The organism is Candidatus Neomarinimicrobiota bacterium (assembly GCA_041862535.1).
Lineage (GTDB): Bacteria > Fidelibacterota > Marinisomatia > SCGC-AAA003-L08 > TS1B11.
In genome coordinates this window covers 1-5,671 of sequence record JBGVTM010000039.1, presented here as the reverse complement: position 1 = coordinate 5,671, position 5,671 = coordinate 1, and the positions used below count along the sequence as shown (strand labels likewise).

At 56.2% G+C, this 5,671-nt stretch carries 6 protein-coding genes; all 6 read left to right on the top strand.

Features of this window, described 5'->3' with window-relative positions:
• Positions 1-193 (top strand): hypothetical protein (locus ACETWG_01625; protein MFB0515285.1); only part of this gene is annotated, 193 nt, incomplete at its 5' end.
• Positions 190-1,953 (top strand): alpha-amylase family glycosyl hydrolase, encoded by a 1,764-nt coding sequence (locus ACETWG_01620; GenBank protein ID MFB0515284.1) that lies wholly within the window; start codon positions 190-192, stop codon positions 1,951-1,953. The genes ACETWG_01625 and ACETWG_01620, both read left to right, overlap by 4 nt.
• Before the next feature lie 109 nt (positions 1,954-2,062).
• On the top strand, positions 2,063-2,500 hold the full coding sequence (locus tag ACETWG_01615) for a Spy/CpxP family protein refolding chaperone (GenBank protein MFB0515283.1): 438 nt from the start codon (positions 2,063-2,065) through the stop codon (positions 2,498-2,500).
• A gap of 296 nt (positions 2,501-2,796) precedes the next feature.
• A complete protein-coding gene (gene dctP, locus ACETWG_01610; protein ID MFB0515282.1) occupies positions 2,797-3,771 on the top strand; it encodes a TRAP transporter substrate-binding protein DctP in 975 nt (324 codons plus the stop codon).
• A 384-nt stretch (positions 3,772-4,155) separates the two neighbouring features.
• The gene (locus ACETWG_01605) at positions 4,156-5,235 is read left to right on the top strand and encodes a hypothetical protein (protein ID MFB0515281.1); all 1,080 of its coding nucleotides are present in this window, start codon (positions 4,156-4,158) and stop codon (positions 5,233-5,235) included.
• Positions 5,236-5,337: 102 nt separating this feature from the next.
• Positions 5,338-5,671 (top strand): hypothetical protein (locus ACETWG_01600; GenBank protein MFB0515280.1); only part of this gene is annotated, 334 nt, incomplete at its 3' end.

The window sequence follows — 5,671 nt, the reverse complement described above, 5'->3', positions numbered from 1 at the left end:
GGATGATCTGGTCTCCCGCCATCAAGGGCATAGTATCGGCCTAGTCACACACCGCATCCCGATTCTCCTTCTTAAAATCCGCTTCCAGGGATTGGACCCGGACGCAGTCCGGACGGCTCAATTGCCGAATACCTTCTGGGAAATTATCCCCCTGGATGACGCGCAGTCTGCCGATAGGAGCGTTCCAGATTGACGGCAGAAAGTCGCATCCAGGATCATTTGACCTTTCTGTACGGAAAGGAAACCTCAAAAGCCGTCTGGCCGCAACTACGGCGATCCCTGGAGGAATTCCGACATCGCAACTCCCGCTTACTGGAAAGAACCGCAATACCTGCCGAAAGCCTGACCGAACGCGATGCCTTCCTGATAACTTACGGCGATCAGATTCGCGAGCCCGGCCAGCCGCCCCTTCAAACCCTGGCTGAGTTCCTGAATAAATACCTGACCAAGGCCGTCAGTGGAGTCCATCTGCTTCCGTTTTTCCCTTACTCGAGCGATGACGGTTTCTCGGTGATTGACTATCGCCGGATAGACCCTGAGCTTGGGACCTGGGGCGATATCGGCTCCATCGGGCGGAACTTTCGGCTGATGTTCGATGCCGTGATCAATCATATCTCCAGCCAGAGTGCCTGGTTCCGGGGTTTCCTGCACGGTCAAGCGCCCTATGTGGACTACTTTATAACCGAGGATCCAAGCACCGATCTATCCGCGGTTGTCCGCCCCCGCGCCGCACCCCTGCTCACGTCCTTCGATACCGTCAGCGGCCCCCGTCACGTGTGGACCACCTTCAGTAGTGACCAGATCGATCTCAACTACGCCAATCCCCAGGTTCTGTTAGAAATTATAGATCTGCTCCTTTTCTATGTCGAGCACGGGGCCGAAATCATCCGCCTGGACGCTATCGCCTACCTGTGGAAGGAGCGGGGTACCTCCTGTATCCATCTGCCGCAGACCCACCGGGTGGTGAAATTATTCCGGGCGATAATGGAGTCGGTCGCGCCGGGGGTACTGCTCCTCACCGAGACTAACGTGCCCCATGAAGAGAACGTCAGCTATTTCGGGGAACCCCGGCCGGGAACGGGACATTATGATGAGGCCCAGATGGTCTACCAGTTCCCCTTAGCTCCCCTGCTGTTACATGCCTTTCACATGGGATGTGCCCGAGATTTGACCGCATGGGCGAGTACCTTGAAGTCACCTGCTCCGGCTTGCACTTTCTTCAACTTTACCGCTTCGCATGACGGCATCGGCTTGATGCCCCTGCGCGGGTTGGTCCAGGAGGGGGCAGTCCAGGCGTTGATTGAGCGCACCCTGGCCCTGGGCGGGAAAGTCTCCTACAAAACGAATCCTGATGGCTCACAGAGTGTCTACGAACTGAACATTACGCTATTCGACGCCCTCAACGACCCCCGCGAGCCGCAGCCCGACAAGGATACCCGTCGTTTTCTAGCCTCGCAGGTCGTCATGCTGTCCCTGGCCGGCGTGCCTGGCATCTACATTCACAGCCTCTTCGGTTCGCGCAACTTCCATCAGGGAGTGCTTGCGACGGGGCGGGCCCGCTCTATCAACCGGGAGAAATTCCAGCGAGCAAGCCTCGAGGACGAATTGGCCCAGGCCGATTCACTCAAACATAAGGTATTTTCAGGGTACCGGCACCTGCTGCAGCAGCGGCGGAAGCACCCCGCCTTCCATCCCAATGGGGAACAGCGGGTACTCCCACTGCATGAGGCCCTGTTTACGCTGGTCCGAACAGCACCAGCTGGAGAAGAAACGATACTGTGCCTGGTCAACGTTTCTCAGAACCCTCAAAGTGTACAAATATTGCCGGCGGAGTGGGGCCTCCCTGAAAAGAATATCTGGCGAGACCTGATCGGCGCTCTTGACTATCCAGTCAAGGGAGAACGCCTGTCAATTTCGGTGGAGCCTTACCAGGCCCTCTGGCTGTATGCCTAACACCAATCATCTGCCTGCCGGCCCAATTAACCTTTTTACTATGCAGGCGTCTAATAGATCGGAAATGATTCCAACAGCGAAAGATTTAGCGGATGAAAGGAGATGGTCAATGATCAAGAAACTGCTTCCCTTCTTGCTGGTATCGGGAACGATGGTCTTTGCCCAGTCGTGGTATGGTCCCGGCATGTGTCGGTTGTTATGGAATGAGGATTTGAAACTCACCAAGGAGCAGCAGGAGCAGATTACCAAGCTGGGCACCCAGTTCCAGACGCAGGTTATCGACCTGCGGGCCGACCTGCAGAAGCTCCGCCTGGAGCTCCAGGAGCAGCTACGGGCCGTGAGCCCTAATAAAAAGGCCATCGATGCCACCCTGGACAAAATCAATGCCAAGCAAGGGGCGATTCAGAAACTGCGCGTGAACCATCAGCTCGACGTAAGGGCGGTTTTGACCCCCGAGCAGCGGGAGATCTTCGATTCACGACCCTTCAAACGCGGTTTCGGCAAGGGCCGGCTGGGCCGGGATCATCGAGGCGGCTGGTTCCGCTGATGAGCGCCTGCTTTTGTTAATACTGGCCCGACCGGTCTCGACCGAGTAGCGCCGCTGAAGCCCCGGGGTCTCTCCCGGGGCTTTTTGCTGTTGGCTCGTCGGGGAATTTCAGAACCGTGCGGTAAATTGATCGCATTCTGGTGCGCTGATGTGCATTTTGAGGGTGTGCCCCCCTTTGATTGCTTCTATGGTTGTGTGTACATTTGTTTAGAATGGATTCTTCATATTCGCGCTTGATGCCTATGTCCCCTTTCAGACACAGTTATTTCCGTCTCTTCTTAATCGGGGCGGCTCTTTTGTCCCTATCGTATAGCCCTTCGCCCAAGCCGGTTATCATCAAATTGGCTACGCTGGCGCCCGTTGGCTCACCCTGGTATGATTTGCTGTTGGAGGTCGCTGAAGAGTGGCAGGAGGTCACCGATGACCGGGTGCAGGTGAGAATTTATCCGGGCGGGGTGGCTGGTGATGAAGGGGATGTCATTACCAAGATGCTTCTCAACCATGTCCAGGCGACGGCCATGACCGCGGCGGGCATCAGTGAAATCGACCCCGGCGTCTGGGCCTTCTCATTGCCGCTGATGATTCAGGAATTCAATCAGTTGGACTGGCTCCGCGCTCAAATCGAAGGCGAACTGACCCGGCGACTCGAAAAGGCGGGCTTCATCGTGTTGGCCTGGGCCGACGTGGGCTGGACCTACTGGTTCAGTAGACAGCCGGTTTATACCCCGAACGACCTGCGCCAGCGCCGCATCTTCACCTGGACCGACGGACCGAATGTCGAGGGGATCTGGAAATCGGAGGGCTTCCATTCCGTCAGTCTGGCGGCCCCGGATATTCTGCCCGGTCTCCAGACGGGTATGATTGATGCCATATCCACAACCCCCCTCACCGCCGCCACCTTCCAATGGTTCGGTATCGCCAAGTACATGACGCCCATCCGTTGGGGTGCCATGACCGGCGGCATTCTCATCACCAAGCAGGCCTGGAACCAGATCCCCGCCGAGCTGCACCCCAAACTGCGGGCTGCTGCCGAGCGACAGGAAGCGCGGATGATGGAAGAGATTCGCTATCAGAGCGACGAAGCCATCCGGGTGATGAAGGAATACGGCCTCCAGGTCCTGGAGCTGACGCCCGAAATGCAACAGCAGTGGCACTCGTGGATCGATCCTAATCTGGATAAACTGCGAGGCCTGCTGATGGATACCACCATGTTCGACTGGGTCATGCAGCTCCGGCAGGAAATGCCCTCTCCGACTACTACTACCCCCTGATACTTCCGGCTCGAACTAGTTCATTGCGCCTGCCTCTCTCGTCGGACATGGCAGCGTATCGAGTAACCTGCCTGTAAGGGTGGTTTCTTGTATGAACACAGGACTTTTATGCTTGGAGACTATAGTAACGCGCCCAAATCATGCTCCAGCCTAACCGGGCCCGGTCTAGGATCCCGTGGTAGTCCAGCCTCGAAACCTATCGCCGGATTTGACATCGCTGACAAGTGTTAACGTTCAGATATTAAAATGTAAGTTGAAAAATGCAGCCTATCTGCGTAAGATTTAACTAGGGAAAATACGGATATATGGCCAGGTTAATTGCCTGTCGTAATATGTCAGAATCCCTTCATAACCATCACCGGTAACCAGTGAGGCTATAAAAGAATGCTGCGATCCATACTGTTATTCAGCGCTTTCCTGGCTGCTGTTCCGCTGAAGCCCCAGCAACATGTCATTGAAATTCCTTCCCAGCCTATCAAGCTGCAGTCCCCGGCGAGTTTTTACGTGAGTGCGGTGGTGGATGCCCGGACGCAGCAGGATGACATCGGTTTCGCGCAGGTCGGTTTATTCAACAAGAAAGTCCGGGTTCAGGTGCAGGATGGGCTGCAGCCCGCCATTGAAGGACTGCTGAAAGCCAGTTTCGGAGAGGATACCAGCCTGGTGCCGGTCATCGTCCAGATTGCCGAGCTTGAGGTTGGTGAACAAACGACGTTGACAGCTGAGGTCGCCCTGGCCCGGACGCGGCTGGTGTTCTTCGAAGACCGGGACTCGCTGGTGGCGAAAGTCTACGAGGCGGAAGAGACTGCCAAGTCGAGTGGGCTCGATGTTACCGCGCATCACCCGCGTAATATCCGGAAGGCACTGACCGGGTGCCTGAACCAGTTCAACGCGGCCCCCTGGCTAACGACCGAACGGGTACTTGAGACCCGGGAGGTGCTGTATGCATCGCCGGCAGCGGCGGAGGAGCCGCCGTCCGTCTCGAAAAAAGCCCCCCTCGTTCCTGAAAGCGATCATATGGCTACCCTCAGCGGCTGGTACGGCACCTATGGCAACGGCTTTGTGCTGAATTGTTATATATACCGGAAAAAATTGCAGCCTGGCACCACTAATATGGTTCCCTCGTTTACCCTGACGAACCTGGATGTGGTCAGCCCGGATGGCAAGTATTCAGGTCGAATGATCTCTTTCGGCTTCGGCAGCACCATGTTCCGGCCCATGCAGCTGGAGGAGGTGGTCTTGCTCATGGATATCGACATCCTGACGGGGAACGAGACCATCGATTACGGCGACTATAAGAAAACGGCCTTCTATTTCGGTGCTTTATTGAATCCAGGCGTCGTATATCTATCACCGGCAGATGTGGGGCCGGTCATCGGGGTCGGTGTGTTTGCCAGCTTTTTAGTGAACTCGAAGCTATACCCCTATGATCTGGGCATCGCCGGCCGCATCGGGCTGAAGTTCTAGCCCGAGCATCAGCGGGCCGCACCAGGGCCGGCAAGCTGGTGCTGCTTGAGCGGGGGCAAAAATATAGTTCTGTGATAATGAATTTTGGGAGTCGTGTAGGATATGTTCCGAGCCTTCTGTTTCATTTATCTTTGTGGCGTGCTGTTTTGCATCCTCCAGGCCCAGACAGCCGGTACGGATTCCCTGGTAATCTACAGCAACTCGTTCGAAGTTCCGGAGGATACTAGCGACTGGATCGGTCTCAGTTACAGGATGTTTGTCGAGGACCCGGCCCCCGGACAAGGAACGCGCTCGCTACTGATCGGTGGTGGGTGCGACCAGCCGATAGCCTGGATCGATATTCCCTGTCCAGCTGGTGACGGCAGCTATCGACTTTCCTTCTGGGGCAAAACCGGTGCGGTCGAGATTGATGGCGGCTCCGTTCTGGTTGGCCCGG